General features: G+C 65.4%; 15 protein-coding genes. 11 read left to right on the top strand and 4 right to left on the bottom strand.

Features of this window, described 5'->3' with window-relative positions:
* The first annotated feature begins 79 nt into the window (after positions 1-79).
* Positions 80-1,387 (top strand): HAMP domain-containing sensor histidine kinase, encoded by a 1,308-nt coding sequence (locus VF617_RS02950; protein WP_331013399.1) that lies wholly within the window; start codon positions 80-82, stop codon positions 1,385-1,387.
* Between the two features lie 19 nt (positions 1,388-1,406).
* On the opposite strand, the gene VF617_RS02945 is transcribed toward VF617_RS02950, so the two are convergent.
* Positions 1,407-2,396, bottom strand: coding sequence for an LLM class flavin-dependent oxidoreductase (locus tag VF617_RS02945; RefSeq protein WP_331013398.1), 990 nt, complete (start codon positions 2,394-2,396; stop codon positions 1,407-1,409).
* Positions 2,397-2,460: 64 nt separating this feature from the next.
* Between VF617_RS02945 and VF617_RS02940 the strand changes: the two genes are divergently transcribed.
* Genes VF617_RS02940 through VF617_RS02925 form a run of 4 tightly spaced genes read left to right on the top strand, consistent with a single transcriptional unit; the run spans position 2,461 to position 5,792 of the window.
* A complete protein-coding gene (locus VF617_RS02940) occupies positions 2,461-3,129 on the top strand; it encodes a pyrimidine 5'-nucleotidase (RefSeq protein ID WP_331013367.1) in 669 nt (222 codons plus the stop codon).
* On the top strand, positions 3,126-3,926 hold the full coding sequence (dapD, locus tag VF617_RS02935) for a 2,3,4,5-tetrahydropyridine-2,6-dicarboxylate N-succinyltransferase (RefSeq protein ID WP_331013366.1): 801 nt from the start codon (positions 3,126-3,128) through the stop codon (positions 3,924-3,926). The genes VF617_RS02940 and dapD overlap by 4 nt, the downstream gene beginning before the upstream one ends.
* Positions 3,927-3,930: 4 nt before the next feature.
* On the top strand, positions 3,931-4,689 hold the full coding sequence (locus VF617_RS02930) for a tryptophan 2,3-dioxygenase (protein WP_331013365.1): 759 nt from the start codon (positions 3,931-3,933) through the stop codon (positions 4,687-4,689).
* On the top strand, positions 4,686-5,792 hold the full coding sequence (locus VF617_RS02925) for a class V aminotransferase (RefSeq protein WP_331013364.1): 1,107 nt from the start codon (positions 4,686-4,688) through the stop codon (positions 5,790-5,792). The genes VF617_RS02930 and VF617_RS02925 overlap by 4 nt, the downstream gene beginning before the upstream one ends.
* On the opposite strand, the gene VF617_RS02920 is transcribed toward VF617_RS02925, so the two are convergent.
* Both VF617_RS02920 and VF617_RS02915 read right to left on the bottom strand, forming a co-directional pair.
* Positions 5,779-6,207 (bottom strand): CoA-binding protein, encoded by a 429-nt coding sequence (locus VF617_RS02920; RefSeq protein WP_331013363.1) that lies wholly within the window; start codon positions 6,205-6,207, stop codon positions 5,779-5,781. The two genes, VF617_RS02925 and VF617_RS02920, sit on opposite strands and share 14 nt — an antisense overlap.
* A gap of 2 nt (positions 6,208-6,209) precedes the next feature.
* Positions 6,210-7,166 (bottom strand): P-loop NTPase, encoded by a 957-nt coding sequence (locus VF617_RS02915; RefSeq protein WP_331013362.1) that lies wholly within the window; start codon positions 7,164-7,166, stop codon positions 6,210-6,212.
* Between the two features lie 70 nt (positions 7,167-7,236).
* Between VF617_RS02915 and VF617_RS02910 the strand changes: the two genes are divergently transcribed.
* From VF617_RS02910 to VF617_RS02890, 5 genes are all read left to right on the top strand, one after another.
* Positions 7,237-8,355 carry a protease modulator HflK gene (locus VF617_RS02910; RefSeq protein WP_331013361.1) on the top strand — a complete coding sequence of 373 codons (1,119 nt, stop codon included), beginning with the start codon at positions 7,237-7,239 and terminating at the stop codon, positions 8,353-8,355.
* Positions 8,352-9,209 carry a protease modulator HflC gene (locus VF617_RS02905; protein WP_331013360.1) on the top strand — a complete coding sequence of 286 codons (858 nt, stop codon included), beginning with the start codon at positions 8,352-8,354 and terminating at the stop codon, positions 9,207-9,209. The genes VF617_RS02910 and VF617_RS02905 overlap by 4 nt, the downstream gene beginning before the upstream one ends.
* 106 nt (positions 9,210-9,315) lie before the next feature.
* On the top strand, positions 9,316-10,818 hold the full coding sequence (locus VF617_RS02900) for a Do family serine endopeptidase (protein WP_331013359.1): 1,503 nt from the start codon (positions 9,316-9,318) through the stop codon (positions 10,816-10,818).
* 88 nt (positions 10,819-10,906) lie between these two features.
* On the top strand, positions 10,907-12,568 hold the full coding sequence (locus VF617_RS02895; protein ID WP_331013358.1) for a helicase HerA-like domain-containing protein: 1,662 nt from the start codon (positions 10,907-10,909) through the stop codon (positions 12,566-12,568).
* A 77-nt stretch (positions 12,569-12,645) separates the two neighbouring features.
* Positions 12,646-13,548 (top strand): glycoside hydrolase family 43, encoded by a 903-nt coding sequence (locus tag VF617_RS02890; RefSeq protein ID WP_331013357.1) that lies wholly within the window; start codon positions 12,646-12,648, stop codon positions 13,546-13,548.
* Here the strand turns inward: VF617_RS02890 and VF617_RS02885 are convergent, their stop codons facing one another.
* Complete coding sequence (locus VF617_RS02885; RefSeq protein WP_331013356.1) at positions 13,549-14,691, bottom strand: cellulase family glycosylhydrolase; 1,143 nt, start codon at positions 14,689-14,691, stop codon at positions 13,549-13,551.
* A 226-nt stretch (positions 14,692-14,917) separates the two neighbouring features.
* On the opposite strand from VF617_RS02885, the gene VF617_RS02880 reads away from it, so the two are divergent.
* A partial coding sequence (locus VF617_RS02880; protein WP_331013355.1) for an OPT family oligopeptide transporter occupies positions 14,918-15,708 on the top strand: 791 nt, incomplete at its 3' end.

Here is a 15,708-nt window from a genome sequence, read left to right as displayed (position 1 = left end):
GGACGAGACCAATGACGCCCTGACGGCCGAACCGCGCCCGCGCACCTATGTCCGCACCACCGGATCGGTCAGCCGCCGCATGCTGCTGGTCGCGATCGCCTGGATCATGTTGCTGCTGGTCGGCGGGGGCTATGCGCTCGATCGCGTGCTGGTGACCACGGTCACGCGCAATTTCGACGACCAGCTCGATTATCTGCTGAAAGCGATGATCTTTTCGGCCGAGCTTGGACCGGGCGGCGAAGTGATCCTCAACCGCGAACTCGCCGATCAGCGCTTCCTCGAATATAATTCGGGGGCCTATTGGCAGATCAGCGGCAAGGGCTTCGAGACCTTCCCTTCCCGCTCGCTATGGGACCAGCGCCTCAAGGTCGATGCGCGCCACGGCGACAACGACGTCCATGTATATGACAGCAGGGAATTCCCCGGCCAGGTGCTGCGGATCGCCGAGCGTGACGCGATGCTGCCCGGCTCGGGCGTGCGCTGGCGCTTCCAGGTCGCACAGAGCCGCGAGACGCTCGACGGCCAGATCGGAACGCTCAGGCGCACGCTGGTGCGCAGCTTCATGCTGCTCGGGCTCGGGCTGATGATCATGGTGGGGCTCCAGACCTGGTACGGCCTCTTGCCGCTGCGCCGCGTCCGCTCGGAGATCGCGCGATTGCGCGCCGGCAAATCGGCGCGAATCGAAAAGGCGATGCCCGCCGAAGTCGCTCCGATGGTCGAGGAATTGAACGCGCTGGTCGAGCATAACGACCGCCAGGCCGAGGAAGCCCGTCGCCACGCGGGCAACCTCGCCCATGCGCTGAAGACGCCGCTCAGCGTGATCATGAACGCCGCCGCCGCCGGCCAGGCCGATCTCGGCCCCGCCGTGATCCGTGAAGCGCGAACGATGCGCCGCCAGATCGATCACCACCTTGCCCGCGCCCGCGCGGTCGGCCGCCGGGGCAGCGCGCACAGCCGCGCCGCGGTGTGGCCCTCGATCGAAGCGGTCGAGCGCGCCGTGGCCCGGCTATACCCGCAGGTCCGCATCGATGTGGACGGCCCAAAGAACCTCGTCGCGCATATCGAACGGCAGGATCTGGACGAGATGATGGGCAATCTCGTCGAGAACGCCGCCAAATATGGTGGGGGCAGCGTGTTCGTAACCGCGGGCGTCCAGGCGGGCTTCGTCGAGATCATGGTGGAGGATGACGGCGCGGGCATCCCCGAGGCCGACCGCATCCGCATCTTCGACCGCGGCGTGCGGCTGGATTCGGGCAAGCCGGGCACCGGGCTTGGCCTGGCGATCGTCCGCGACGTGGCGGAGATTTACGACGGCACCGTGAGCCTGGAGGAAAGCGAAGATCTTGGCGGATTGCTGGTGCGGCTGCGATTACCCGCCGCAGGTTGACCCTCACGGCACTCGAGGATCAGAGCCCCCGCATCGCCTCCGCCGCAATCGTCAGGCTCTTCTTCCGCGCCTCGTGATCGAACATCGCACTCGCGATCATCAGTTCGTCCGCGCCCGTCCGCTCGATAAAGGCTCCGATCTCGCGCCGGACCTTCTCCGGCCCGCCCACTGCACTGGCCGAAAGCACATGATCGAGCACCGCCATTCCCTGCGCGCCCAGGCTTTCGCGGTATCCCGCCACCGGGGGCGGGAGCTGGATGCCGCGCCCCGTAGTGCGGATCGCGACGAACGCCTGTTGCTGCGACGATGCCAGCAGTTCGGCTTCCGCGTCGGTATCCGCTGCGAACACGTTGAACCCGAGCATCAGATGGGGGTTGCCCAGCACCTCGGACGGCCGGAAATTGCGGCGATATACGTCGCTCGCTTCGTCCATCAGCCCGGGCGCGAAGTGCGAGGCAAAGGCATAGGGTAGCCCCAGCGCCGCCGCTAGCTGCGCGCCGAACAGGCTCGATCCGAGAATCCACAGCTTCACATTGGCCCCGGCCCCGGGCGTCGCGCGAATGCCCGTCTTGCCATCGTCGGCGAAGAAGCTCTGCAACTCCATCACGTCTTGCGGGAAGGCACTGGAATCGGTCTCCAGGTTTCGCCGGATCGCGTGCGCCACCCGTTGGTCCGAACCCGGCGCGCGGCCCAGGCCAAGATCGACTCGCCCCGGAAACAGGGCGTCGAGCGTGCCGAACTGTTCGGCGATCTGGAGCGGGGCGTGGTTGGGCAGCATGATCCCGCCCGCCCCCACGCGGATCGTCGAAGTCGCCGCGCCGACATGGGCGATCACCACTGCGGTCGCGGCGCTGGCGATGCCCTCCATCCCATGATGCTCGGCGACCCAATAGCGGCTATAGCCCAGGCTTTCGGCGTGGCGCGCGAGATCGGCGGCATTGGCGAAGGCCCGGGCGGCGTTCCCGCCCTGGACGATGGGAACGAGGTCGAGCAGCGAGTAAGCGGTCATACCTGCCAGATGGTGCGCGCCGAGCGCCCTTGCCACCCCGAGCGGCAAACCTTAACGCGCCGCCATGCAAGCAGCACTATCGCACGTCCGCAACTGGATCTTCGATCTCGACAATACGCTCTATCCGGCGAGCGGGGATCTCTGGTCGCAGATCGACGCGAAGATCGGGGCATATGTCCAGACGCTGCTTAACTGCGGCCCCGAGGAAGCACACCGCATCCAGAAGGGCTATTTCCACAGCCACGGCACCACGCTCAGTGGCCTGATGGCCGATCACGGCGTCGATCCGCATCATTATCTGGACGCCGTCCACGAAGTCGATCTGAGCGGCATCGAAACCAATTTCGCGCTTGCCGAAGCCTTGGTCCGCCTGCCCGGTCGCAAGCTGATCTTCACCAACGCCAATGCGCCTTACGCAGTGAAGGTGCTCGAACGGCTCGGCCTCGGCGGCACTTTCGAAGCCGTGCACGACATCCACGCCACCGAATATCGGCCCAAGCCCGATCCCGCGGCTTATGAGGGGCTGTGCGCGGCGTTCGACCTCGATCCCAGGGCAAGCCTCTTCGTCGAGGACATGGCGCGCAATTTGAAGCCCGCCAAGGCGATCGGAATGACCACTGTGTGGATCGACAACGGCTCCGAGCAGACGGCCGATGCGGACCGCGGCTTCATCGACTACACCATCACCGATCTCGGCGACTGGCTGCATCAGATCCTGGAGGACCAAGAGTGACTCTCGAAACCACCATCGATGCCGCCTGGGAAGCCCGCGCCGAACTCAATATCGGCACGCAGGGCGAAGCGCGCGATGCCGTAAACGAAGCGCTGAACCTGCTCGACAGCGGCCAGGCCCGCGTCGCCGAACCCGGCGGTGACGGCTGGCAGGTAAACCAGTGGCTCAAGAAGGCGGTGCTTCTCAGCTTCCGCCTAAATGACAATGCGGTCATGCCCGGCGGCTTCGACAAGGTCCCGCTCAAGACCGCTGGCTGGGACGATGCCCGCTTCCGCGAGGCCGGCTTCCGCCAGGTGCCCGGCTCGATCGTCCGCCATGGCGCGTTCATCTCGAAGGGCGTCGTGCTGATGCCCAGCTTCGTCAATATCGGCGCTTATGTCGGCGAAGGCTCGATGGTCGATGGCTGGGCGACGGTCGGCAGTTGCGCGCAGATCGGCAAGAACGTGCATCTCTCGGGCGGCGTCGGCATTGGCGGCGTGCTTGAGCCGCTCCAGGCCGATCCCGTCATCATCGGCGACGGCGCGTTCATCGGCGCGCGGGCCGAAGTCGCCGAAGGCGTCCGCGTCGGCGAAGGCGCAGTGCTCTCGATGGGCGTCTATCTCGGCGCCTCGACAAAGATCATCGACCGCGCCACCGGCGAAGTGCATCGCGGCTACGTGCCCCCTTACGCCGTGGTTGTCCCCGGCACCCTGCCCGGCAGGGACGGGGGGCCGGGCCTCTACTGCGCGGTAATCGTCAAGACCGTGGATGCGCAGACACGCTCGAAGACCGGCATCAACGAGTTGCTGAGGGACTGAGTTCATGTCCGAGCCGATGACCTATGGCCGCTATCTGGCGCTCGACCGGTTGCTGGACGCGCAGCACCCGATCTCGGATCATGACGACGAGCTGCTTTTCATCATCATCCACCAGACCAAGGAGCTGTGGCTCAAGCAGATGCTGGTCGAAGTGCGCGAGGCGATCCGCCTGGTACGCGCGGACAAGCCTGTCGAGGCATACAAGTCGCTCGCCCGCGTCAGCCGCATCCAGGCGGTGATGACGCTTAGCTGGGATGTCCTCGCGACGATGACGCCCAGCGACTATACGCGCTTTCGCGAAGTACTCGGCCGATCGTCGGGCTTCCAGTCGGATCAGTTTCGCGCGGTCGAGACGCTGCTGGGCGTGCGCGGCGGCGGCGTCCCTGGCCCTCTCACCGATGCGGCTTTGGCCGATCCGAGCCTGTGGGACGAAGCGAACGCCGCGCTAGCTCGCGCTGGCTTTCCACTGCCTGACATCCAGCGCGATTGGTCCCAGCCGTACGAGCCGAGCAAAGCGGTCGAGGACGCTTGGGCGCAAGTCTATCGTGACACTAGCCGCTGTTGGGAACTCTACCAGCTCGCCGAAAAGCTCGTCGATATCGACGATGCGCTTGCCACCTGGCGGCACAAGCATGTGCTGACCGTCAGCCGCGTGATCGGCATGAAGACGGGCACCGGTGGAACGGCGGGCGTGCCTTATCTCGAATCGACGCTGTCCAAGCGCGCCTTTCCCGAGCTCTGGTCGCTGCGCACGCAATTATGAGCTTCAAGCGTCTCTTCCAGCGCGCGCTCGCCGCCGCGCCCGAGCGCCTCCATTTCGCCGCGCACTCGCATCACCTGTGGCCCGACGCCAGCTATGTCGGGCAGCTCGCCGCCTGGGACGACGCCGCGCGGCTCGCGGATCGCAAATGGGAACGGGTGATGGGCCAGATCTGGCCCGCCGGGCAGCATCATGTGGCGACCGAACTCCGCCTGCCCGATCCTAACACCATCGTCTTTGCACCCAACACGCACGATCTGCTCCTCCGCATCGTCTCGGCGTTGCCCCAGCACCCCTTGCGCATCCTGACCAGTGACGGCGAATTCCACAGCTTCCGTCGTCAGGCCGAGCGCTGGGAAGAGGCTGGCGCCGCGAGTGTCGAGCGCGTTCCGCTGACCGGCATCGTCAAACGCGCCCAATCGGGCGAGCACGATCTGATCTTCGTCAGCCACGTGCAGTTCAACACCGGCCATGTATTCGAGAACCTCGCGCCGCTCGCTCAGCTCTCTCGCCCGGAGGGCCCCTGGGTCGTGATCGACGGGTATCACGGCTTCATGGCCATGGAGACCGACCTCTCCGGCGTAGCCGACCGCCTCTTCTACCTCGCCGGCGGCTATAAATACGCAATGGCCGGCGAGGGCTGCGCCTTCCTTCACGCGCCGCCCGGCTACGGGCCCCGGCCCGAGATCACCGGCTGGTATGCCGAGTTCGACGATCTAGCGGCTGCCCCCGGCCGGATCGGCTACGCTCCCGATGCCCGCCGCTATCTGGGCTCGACCTTCGATCCTTCGGGGATTTACCGCTTCGTGGCAGTGCGCGACATGCTCGACGACGAAGGCCTGACGACCGCGACGATCACCGCGCATGTCGATGCCCTGCGCGCGCGCCTGTTGGCGGACCTGCCTCTGGGAGCCGGACTGCTCAATCCCGGCTCCCCCGCCCGCTTCGTCGCGCTCCGAAGCCCACAGGCCCAGCGATGGCAGGCCGAACTGGAGGCGCAGGACATCATCACCGATGTGCGCGGCGACGTGCTCCGCATCGGCTTTGGGCTGCATCAAGATGCACGCGATGTCGGTCGGCTGGTCGAGGCGCTCAAGCGACTTTAGCGACGCCCAGCCGGGGTATCTCGATCTTGGGGCAGTGGTTCATCACCACTTTCAGCCCCGCGGCCTCTGCGCGCGCGGCGGCCTCTTCGTTGATCACGCCGATCTGGAGCCACACCGATTTCGCGCCCGCTGCAATTGCCTCGTCCACCGCGTCGCCCGCAGCCTGCGGCCGCCGGAAGATATCGACCATGTCGATGGGCTCGCCGATCTGCGAAAGCTCGCGATACACGAACTCGCCATGGATGTGCTCGCCCGTAATCTGCGGATTGACTGGAATGACGCGGTAGCCGCGGCTCTGGAGAAATGCCATCACGCCATAGCTCGGCCGGTCCGCGCGATCGGACGCGCCGATCATCGCGATCGTGCGCGTTTCCTCCAGCAGCGCCTTGATATCCTCGTCGCGCGTCAATGGCATGATCAGCCTCCCAGCCAGCGGTCGAGTTTCTCGGCCAGTTCAGCAAACACCTGCGCCTCCGGCCCGTTCCCGGCGGCAGGCGGCGTGCCCGCATCCGAAGCGGCGCGGATCGCCATTTCGAGAGGGATGCGGCCGAGGAACGGAATGCCGAGCTTTTCGGCCGCAGCCTCCGCGCCTCCGCGCCCGAACGGATCGGAGACTTCGCCGCAATGCGGACAGGCATAGCCGCTCATATTCTCGATGATCCCGATGATCGGAATGCCCGCCTTGGCGAACAAGTCGATCGCGCGTGTCGCGTCGATCAGCGCGAGATCCTGCGGTGTCGATACGATGACCGCACCAGCGGGCTTGTGCTTCTGGATCATGGTGAGCTGCACGTCGCCGGTGCCGGGGGGCAGATCGAGCATGAGCAGCTCCGCATCGCCCCAATCCGCATCGACAAGCTGGCCGAGCGCCCCGCCGGCCATCGGCCCGCGCCACGCGATTGCCTGCCCCTCGGCGACCAGCCCCCCCATCGAGAGCAGCGGCACACCATAAGGAGTCGCGACGGGCAGCAGCGTCTTCTCGCGCGCTTCGGGCCGCACGCCTTCGACTCCCATCAACCTCGGTTGTGAGGGACCATAGATATCGGCGTCTACCAATCCGATCCTGCGCCCGCGCCGCTGCAGCGCGATCGCCAAATTGGCGGCGACGGTGGACTTGCCCACCCCGCCCTTGCCGCTGGCTACCGCGATCAGCCGCCGCGTGCGGCGCTCGCTGGTAAGCAGGACGCGAACCTCTTCCACCCCTGGAACCGATGCCGCTGCGGCGCGGATATCCGCCTCGAGTTCGGCGCGCGTCGCTTCCGAAAGCCCGGTCACATCGAGCATGATGCTGGCGCGGCCATTTTCCAGCCGGGCGGTCGCTCGCCCGGCGGCGATCGGATCGAGGACGCCCTGAATCACTCTGCTATCGGTCATTGTCCGCCAGATAGAGGCACAATCGGCGCGTGCCACTGTAAATCCGCCACGGCAGCCCTATAAAGAGCTTATGGCGAACCTCACGGGCTGGCGATCATGGGCCGGCATCTTCAAGAACGAACCTCCTAAAAGCCCTTGGGGCGGCGGCTCCGGCAGCGGCGGCGGCGATAAGGGGGGTGGAAACGGCGGCGACGGCGGGGGGCCGCGCAATCCCTGGTCGCTCCCTCCGGGCGGCAAGCGCCCGCGCGGCGGCGCAGCCACCACGCTCGACGAATTGCTCCAGCGCGCGCGGCGCGGCGGCGGACCCAATTTGCCGGGCATCCCTCAGGGCAGCCGCTTCTGGGGCCTGGTAGTCGGCGGGCTGCTGCTTGCCTGGGTGGTGTTCACGTCGATCCACTCGATCGGACCCCAGGAACGCGCTGTTGTTCAAACGCTCGGCCGCTTCTCGGGCCAATTGGAGCCGGGCTGGCGCTTCACGCTGCCCGCGCCGCTGTCGATGGTCGAGACAGTCGATGTCCAGGCGATCCGCGACGAGAAATTCCCTGAGACCGACCGCGAATATCTGATGCTGACCGGCGATCAGAACATCGTCGATCTGGCTTATCTGGTGCAGTGGAAGGTGCGCAGCGCTTCCGACTATGTCTTCCAGGTCAAGAATCCGCGCGACACCGTGCGTGACACGGCGGAGACGGCGATGCGCGCCGTCGTCGCCAATGCGTCGCTCAACGATACGATCACATCGGGCCGCGCCAAGATCGAGGCGCAGGTCGTTCTGTTGATGCAGCAGATTCTCGACGAATATAATTCGGGGATCCTCATCCAGAGCGTGTCGATCCAGAAGGCCGCGGCCCCGCAGGCCGTGGACGAAGAGTTCAAGCAGGTGACCGCCGCGCAGCAGCAGGCGCAGGCGGCCAAGAACAATGCCAATGCCTATGCGCAGCAGGTGCTCGCCGCCTCGCAGGGCGAAGCGGCCGAGTTCGACAAGATCTACGAGCAGTACAAGCTAGCTCCAGACGTCACGCGCCGCCGCCTCTATTACGAGACGATGGAACAGGTGCTGTCCAAGACCAACAAGACGATCGTCGAGGCGCCGGGGGTCACCCCCTATCTCGCGCTGCCCACTGTTGGCCGAAAGGCTGCCGAAGAACCGGCAATCACCAACAAGCCAGCCTCGGGAGCACCGCGATGACCCTTGGTTTCCTCCGCAATCCGATAGCCCTGGCGGCGGCGGGCGCGATCCTGCTCGTGCTGTTGTTCAGCTCGTTCTCGATCGTGCCCGAGACGCGCCAGGCAGTCGTCCTGCGGCTCAACGAGCCGTACCAGACGGTCAACGCCTATAAGCCCGGGGAGCAATTCGGGCGCACCGGTTCGGGCGTGCTGTTCCACATCCCCTTCGTCGATCGCGTCGTCTGGGTAGACAAGCGTGTGCTCTCGCTCGACCTGACCAACCAGCCGGTGCTTTCGACGGATCAGCAGCGCATCGAAGTCGATGCGTTCGCCCGCTTCCGCGTCACCAATCCGCTGCGCATGGCGATCACCGTCGGCTCGGTGGAGCGTGTGACCGAGCGGCTCCAGCCGCTGTTCAGTTCCGCGCTGCGAAACGAGCTTGGCAAGCAACCCTTCTCGGCCTTGTTGAGCGCCGAGCGCGGCCAGGTGATGGACAATATCCAGAACAATCTTCAGGCGCTCGCCGGCCAATATGGACTTCAGATCGTCGATGTACGGATCAAGCATGCCGACCTGCCGAGCGGTTCGCCGCTCGAAAGCGCGTTCGACCGGATGAAGACCGCCCGGCTCCAGGAAGCAGCGACGATCCGCGCCCAGGGGCTGAAGGAAGCGCAGATCATCCGCGCGACCGCCCAGGCCCAGGCCGCACAGATCTATGCCGCCGCATTCAACAAGGATCCGCAATTCTACGACTTCTATCGTGCGATGCAGTCGTACCGGCAGACGTTCCTGAACACCGCGGCTGACAAGGGCGAGACTTCGATCATCCTGAGCCCGCAGAACAGCTATCTTAAGGAGTTCATGGGGCAGCGATGATTCTGACGGCCGAAAGTCTGTCGAAACGTTCATATTCAATCGCCGTTCATGCAATCGGCGCAAATATGGCTCCTGCGCTTTTCGTATCTTGAGAGGATTCACGCCCGTGCGTTACGCCTACGCCCTTTCCACTGCCCTGTTGCTCGGCGGCGCCGCCGCCACTTTGACGCTCAACCAGCCCGCCGGCGCGCAGACCGCGCAGAACGAGCCGGGCACGATTTCAGCCAGTGCTCCGCGCGCGGGCGCCCCGATGAGCTTCGCCGACATGGTCGGCAAGCTCCAGCCCGCCGTGGTCAACATCTCGACTACCCAGCGCGTGAAGGTAGCGAACGTCAATCCGTTCGCCGGCACGCCGTGGGAGGGAATAGTTCCCCAGGGCCAGGGCGGGCCGACCACCCAGAAAGCGGAATCGCTCGGTTCGGGCTTCATCGTCTCCGCCGATGGCTATATCGTCACCAACAACCATGTGATCTCCGCTGGCAACCAGCGCGGCGTGGTGGTCGAATCGATCACCGTGACCCTTCCCGATCGCCGCGAGTTCAAGGCAAAGCTGATCGGCAACGACACGGTATCCGACCTGGCCGTCCTCAAGATCGAGGGGCAGAACCTGCCCTTCGTCAAATTCGGCGATTCGAGCGCGACTCGCGTCGGCGACTGGGTGGTCGCGATCGGCAACCCGTTCGGTCTCGGCGGTTCGGTCACCGCGGGCATCGTCTCGGCGGTGCATCGCGGCATCGGTCAGTTCGATCGCTTCATCCAGACCGACGCCTCGATAAATCGGGGTAATTCGGGCGGCCCGATGTTCGACCTCAACGGCAATGTGATCGGCATCAATTCGCAAATCTATTCGCCGACCGGCGGCAATGTGGGCATCGGCTTCGCGATTCCGGCGGAACAGGCCCAGCCGATCATTGCGACCCTGATGAAGGGCGGCGCGATCAAGCGCGGCTATCTCGGCGTGACTCTCCAGCCGCTCACCCCCGACATGGCCGATGCGTTCGGCGTGCCCAAGGGAGTCGGCGAAGTGATCAGCGACGTGAAAGCCGGCGAAGCGGCGCAGAAGGCCGGAATCCAGAACGGCGACGTCGTAGTCAGGATCGGCGGGAAGGACGTCACGCCCGATCAGACGGTTTCGCATCTGACCGCCGGACTTGCGCCGGGCTCGCGCGTCCCATTCGAAGTGATCCGTGACGGTCGGCGCCAGACGCTCAACGTGACTCTGGGCAATCGGCCGCCCGAAGACCAGCTTCGCCAGCTCGATCCCGCCGATGAGAATTCAGGGCCCGGCGCCGGCGACGTGGATTCCATGGCGGCGGCATCGCTCGGGCTCCAGGTTCGGACGCTGACGCCAGACATCGCGCGCCAGGTCGGCGTCGATCCTGCGATGCAGGGCGTACTGGTTCTGGGAATCGCTCCGAATAGCGACGCGGCGGGCAAGGGCATCCAGCGCTTCGACGTGATCCTTTCGGTAAATCGTCAGCCCGTGACCAGCGCCGCGGACATCGCGCGGATCGTCACTGCCGCGAAAAACGCGGGCCGCAACACCGTCGCCCTCTTCGTCCAACGCCGGGGCCAGGGTCAGTTCATCCCGATCGAAATCCCGCGCTGATCGGCTGTTTTCGTCCCTCCTTCGAGAGGGACGCTAGCAACTCGGCCTGTTTCTCCGCTATTGCGACAAGCGGGACAGGGAGCGCGAAGTGACGACAGAGACCAGCATTTTCATCGGCGCGGCTTCCGGCAAGCCGGTCGAGTTGGTTCTCAGGCGCGCCAATCGCCACGGGCTGATCGCGGGCGCGACCGGAACGGGCAAGACCGTGACCATCCAGGGGATGATCGAGGGGCTGTCCGCCGCCGGGGTCCCCTGCTTCGTCGCGGACGTGAAGGGCGACCTTTCCGGGCTGGCTATGGCCGGGCTGCCCACCGGCAAGCTGCATGATTCATTCGCGGCGCGGGCGGCTGAGATCGGCTATGCGGCCTGGGCCTATGGCGATACGCCGGTGCAGTTCTGGGATTTATACGGCGCGCAGGGTCATCCTATCCGCACGACCGTGAGCGAAATGGGGCCGCTGCTGCTGTCGCGGCTCCTCGACCTCAACGAAGTTCAGGAGGGCGTGCTCACCATTGCCTTCACACTTGCGGACCGCGAAGGGCTGCTGATCCTCGATCTCGACGATCTCCAGTCGATGCTGCTCCATTGTGCCCAGCGCGCGGACGAGTTGACCGCGAGTTATGGCAATGTCTCGAGGCAATCGGTCGGCGCTATCCAGCGCGCATTGCTCCAGCTCCGCGCCCAGGGCGGCGACTATTTCTTCGGCGAGCCAGCGCTCTCGATGCACGATTTCATCACCGTGGACGACCGGGGCCGCGGCATCGTCAATGTCCTTGCCGCCGATAGATTGATGGCCTCGCCCAAACTCTACGCCACATTCCTGCTCTGGCTGCTCTCGGCGTTGTTCGAATCGCTCCCGGAAATCGGCGACCCCGACAAGCCGGTGCTCGCCTTCTTCTTCGATGAGGCGCACTTGCTGTTTGACGATGCGCCCGAGGCGCTGCTCGACAAGATCGAGCAAGTCGTCCGCCTGATTCGCTCGAAGGGCATTGGCGTGTATTTCATCACCCAGAATCCGATCGATGTGCCCGATCCGGTCGCGGGCCAGCTCGGCAATCGCGTCCAGCATGCGCTGCGAGCCTTTACGCCGCGCGACCAGGCCGCAGTGAAGTCGGCAGCTACCACCTTCCGCGCCAATCCGGGCGTCGATGTCGAAACCGCGATCACCGAACTCAAGGTTGGTGAGGCGCTGGTCTCGATGCTTCAGGAAGACGGCTCCCCCGCACCGGTAGAGCGAGCGCTCATCAAGCCGCCCGGCTCCCGCGTCGGCCCGGTCACGCCGGTCGAGCGTGGTGTGCTGGTCCAGACCGATGCGATCGGAAGCAAATACGACACGCTTATCGACCGCGAATCGGCGGAGGAGCTGCTTGCAGCAAAGAGCGCGGAGGCCGCAGCCGCCGCAGCAGAGGCTGCCGCTGTCAGGGAAGCCGAAAAGGCTGGCGCTGCACGGGCCAAGGAAGATGCGCGGTTGGCGAAGGAAGCGGAGCGCCAGCGGCTCGCCGAGCAGCGCCACGCCGATCGCGAGGCCCGGCTGGAGCGCCAGGCGCAACGCGACGCCGAGCGCGAGGCGGCGAACAATCCCTGGAATCGCGCGATTACCTCCGCCACCCGCTCGGCTACGTCCGCGGCGGGCCGCGCGGTTGCGGGCGAAGTCAGCAAAGCGGTTTTCGGGAAGAAGAGCGGGATCGGCGCCAGCGTCCTCGGGGGCCTCGTGCGTGGCGTGCTGGGCGGGCTGTTCAAGGGGCGATGAGCATAAGGCTAGCCCTGGGCTGTTTGCACGTCCTCACGTTGATATTTGCCGGCCAGGCTTTCGCGCAAGCCAAGCCGATGTTCCGCGATCCGGTCTATGACGGCGCCGCCGACGCCTCGACCGTGCGCGATCCGGAGCGGCGCGAGTGGCGGATGTTCTACACCAATCGCCGCGCGACGCTGAAGGGTGGCGACGAGAAGGATGTCACCTGGGTGCATGGCACCAAAATCGGCATGGCCACGTCGCGCGACGGGAGCCGCTGGAAATATGCCGGCACTGCGGCAATCCCTGCCTCGTGCACCGGCGCTACCCTCTGGGCGCCCGAGATCGGCTATTTTGCTGGGCGCTGGCACATGTGGCTGACGATCGTGCCGGGCATCTTTTCCAATTGGAATGCGCCGCGTTTCATCGTCCACCTGACCAGCAAGGACCTCAAGCGCTGGACCTGTGGCGAGCGGCTTGCACTCGGGTCCGACCGTGTGATCGACGCCAGCGTCGCCGAGATCGCGCCAGGTAAATATCGGCTCTGGTACAATGACGAGCGCTCGGGCAAATCGATCCGCAGCGCTGACAGCGCCGACCTGGTCCATTGGCTGCCCGGGCCAGGCGTCGTCGATACGCCGGGCGAAGGGCCGAAGGCGTTTCGCTGGCGAAATCGCTGGTGGCTGATCTCCGATGCATGGCAGGGCCTGCTCGTAATGCGCTCCGACGATGCAGCCCAATGGACGCGGCAGGAGGGATATCTGCTCGCCGAGCCCGGCGCCCTGCCCACCGATCGCGCCAAGGGGCAGCATCCCGACATCGTAGTCGCCGATGACCGCGCCTATCTTATCTACTTCGTCCACCAGGGCGGCGAACCCGAAGCGGCAAGTGATCCGCGCTGGCACCGGCGCAGCGTGCTGCAGATCAGCGAGCTGATCGAGCGGGACGGCCGTCTGACCATAGATCGCGCGAGGCGGGCCGCACTGCCAAAGCCTTGATCAGGCCGCCCTCGTCGCGGCGTCGCCACGCATCGCTGCTTTCGGCCGCTGGCCCGAAACTCCGACGATGGGCCAATGCGGAGCTCGGGCATCGATGGCGTTGAGAAGGCGCAGGAACTCGACCTCGGCCGGGTCATGCGCGACGCCGTCCGCATCGAAGATGTCGTGAAACCATTTATCCGCCAGCCCCGCGAAATTCGGGTTTTCCCATGATTCCCATGGCAGGTGCGTCTGCGTCTTGCCCCGCACCAGGCCCCAGCAGAAGGCGCCGACGCCATTGGCCTTGGCCACGGGCAGGATCGCCTCGAAAGTGCTGCCTGCCGGACGCGCCATGAATTCGGTGCACAGGATCGGCCGTCCGAACGCCCGCAGCCAGCCCACGCGCTGGCGGAAATCCTCAGCCACGCCGTAATTGTGGAAGGAAATCACGTCCGAGAGCTTCGTCTGGGCCTGTTGAAGCGGAGTCAGCCCATCCGGGGACGACCAGTCGCCCAGCCAGATCGCACTGGTCAGCGGTTGTATCGGGTTCATCGCCCGCGCCCATCCAAAGGCGTCGCGCAGCAGTGGTAGAACCAGAGCGGCTTTGGCCGCGAGCTCGCCCGCATCGCAGGCGGACACTTCCGGGCCGTTATCGGGTTCGTTCCAGATGTCCCAGGCGAACACCCGCTTATCCTTGCTGAAACGACCCACTACGCCGCGCACATATTCTTCGAGCCGTCCGCGTTGTGCTGGGTCGCGCAGCGCAGGCACGCCGGGTGACTGGACCCAACCCGAATTATGTACGCCGGGCGTGGGCTGGGGCTGGAGTCCGAGCAGGGGCTCGGGATGCCAGCAGGAATCGAAGAGCACGAGCATCGTGCGGATGCCGTGGCGATCCGCCGCAGCCAGGAATTGATCGATGCGATCGGTAAAGCCCGCGGAATCCTCGGCCCACAAGAGGTCGTGCAGGTAAACGCGCACCGCGTTCATCCCTACCGAAGATGCGAGCGCCAGCTCGGCCTCGATCACCGGCAGGTCGAAGCTTGCCGCCTGCCACATCTCGAGCTGATTGATCGCATTCGAGGGAGTGAAGTTGCACCCCATCGGCCATCGCTGGGCCGACCACCAGCAATTGGCTTTTGCGATCGTCCACTGTCTACGCATAATTCGCCTCATGCCGATCGATGCAACGGCTTGGTTTTACACTACAAACCCTAACATAGGATAGCTAGGTGAATTGGAGATGTATTCCTCTGCGTTCCACCGCGCTTACTTGCCCGATCACATCAATCGCACGTCAGCCCGCTCGCGGCAGCTAAGAAAACGCTGTCCATGCAAGGCTTGGGATGCCACCTTGATGTCTTGACCAGGCTGATTGTTAGGATCCTGCATGAGCACCCAGCCCGCCCGCCCCACCGCCGAGCTTACTATCCGGGGCATCATCCTCGGCGCGATCATCACCGTGCTGTTCACGGCGGCAAACGTCTATGCAGGCCTCAAGGTGGGCCTGACCTTCGCCACGTCGATCCCGGCCGCGGTCGTATCGATGGCAATTCTGCGCTTCTTCCGTAATTCGAGCATCCTGGAGAACAATATCGTCCAGACGATCGCCAGCGCGGCGGGCACGCTGGCGGCAATCGTCTTCGTGCTGCCCGGCCTGATCATGGTCGGCTGGTGGAGCGGCTTTCCCTATTGGACCACCGTGGCCGTGTGCATCACGGGCGGCGTGCTCGGCGTGATGTTCTCGGTGCCGCTGCGCCGCGCGCTGGTGGTCGATACCGACCTGCCCTTCCCCGAGGGCCGCGCCGCCGCCGAGGTGCTGAAGGTCGGCGCCGGCAGCCGCGCCGGCGAGGCGGAGAGCGGCCGCGGCCTGCGCCTGATCGTCGTCAACGCGCTGGTCTCGGCGGGCTTTGCGATCGTCACCCAGACCAAGGTCGCCGCCGCCGAGGCTGCCTTGTTCTTTCGTGCCGGCGCGGGCGCCACCGGGATCACCGGCGGGCTCTCTTTCGCGCTGATCGGCGCCGGCCACCTCGTCGGCCTGTCGGTCGGGCTCGCGATGTTCGTCGGCGTGATCATCGGCTGGTGGATCGCGCTGCCGATTCTCACCGCTCTCACCCCCGCCGCGGTCGGCACCAGTGTCGAGGCGTGGGCCGGGGGCGTGTTCCGCACCGACGTCCGCTT

It is taken from the genome of Sphingomonas sp., from assembly GCF_036388215.1.
Classification (GTDB): Bacteria; Pseudomonadota; Alphaproteobacteria; order Sphingomonadales; family Sphingomonadaceae; genus Sphingomonas.
The sequence above is the reverse complement of the archived record's forward strand: the minus strand, read 5'-3'. Positions and strand labels throughout refer to the sequence as shown.